Source organism: Stenotrophomonas sp. SrG, assembly GCF_050031795.1.
Lineage (GTDB): Bacteria > Pseudomonadota > Gammaproteobacteria > Xanthomonadales > Xanthomonadaceae > Stenotrophomonas > Stenotrophomonas rhizophila_A.
On the sequence record NZ_JBNBBE010000714.1, the window covers coordinates 1 to 247 of the forward strand.

The window sequence follows — 247 nt, forward strand, 5'->3', positions numbered from 1 at the left end:
GTTACGCCCTTGCGCGGCCCGATGCTCTGGCGCTGGGCGCCGCGGGCCTTTTCCAGATCGGTCTCGCACAGCGCCAGGCGGTGGCCGTCGGTGGCAACGGTGCGCAGCGCATCGCCGCGCAGGTCGAACTGGAGGCCGTTGAGGTAGTAGCGAACGTCCTGCTGGGCCATCGCGAACGCGGTGCGTTCGATCAGCTCCTTCTGGGTGGCTTCGCCGATCGCCACGCGCTCGGTGGCTTCCACTTCGT

Annotated in this window: 1 pseudogene; it reads right to left on the bottom strand. The window is 68.8% G+C overall.

The features are described from left to right. Positions 1–247 (bottom strand): annotated as a pseudogene (locus tag ACQG3P_RS21445) (DNA polymerase III subunit beta); the annotation flags it as partial.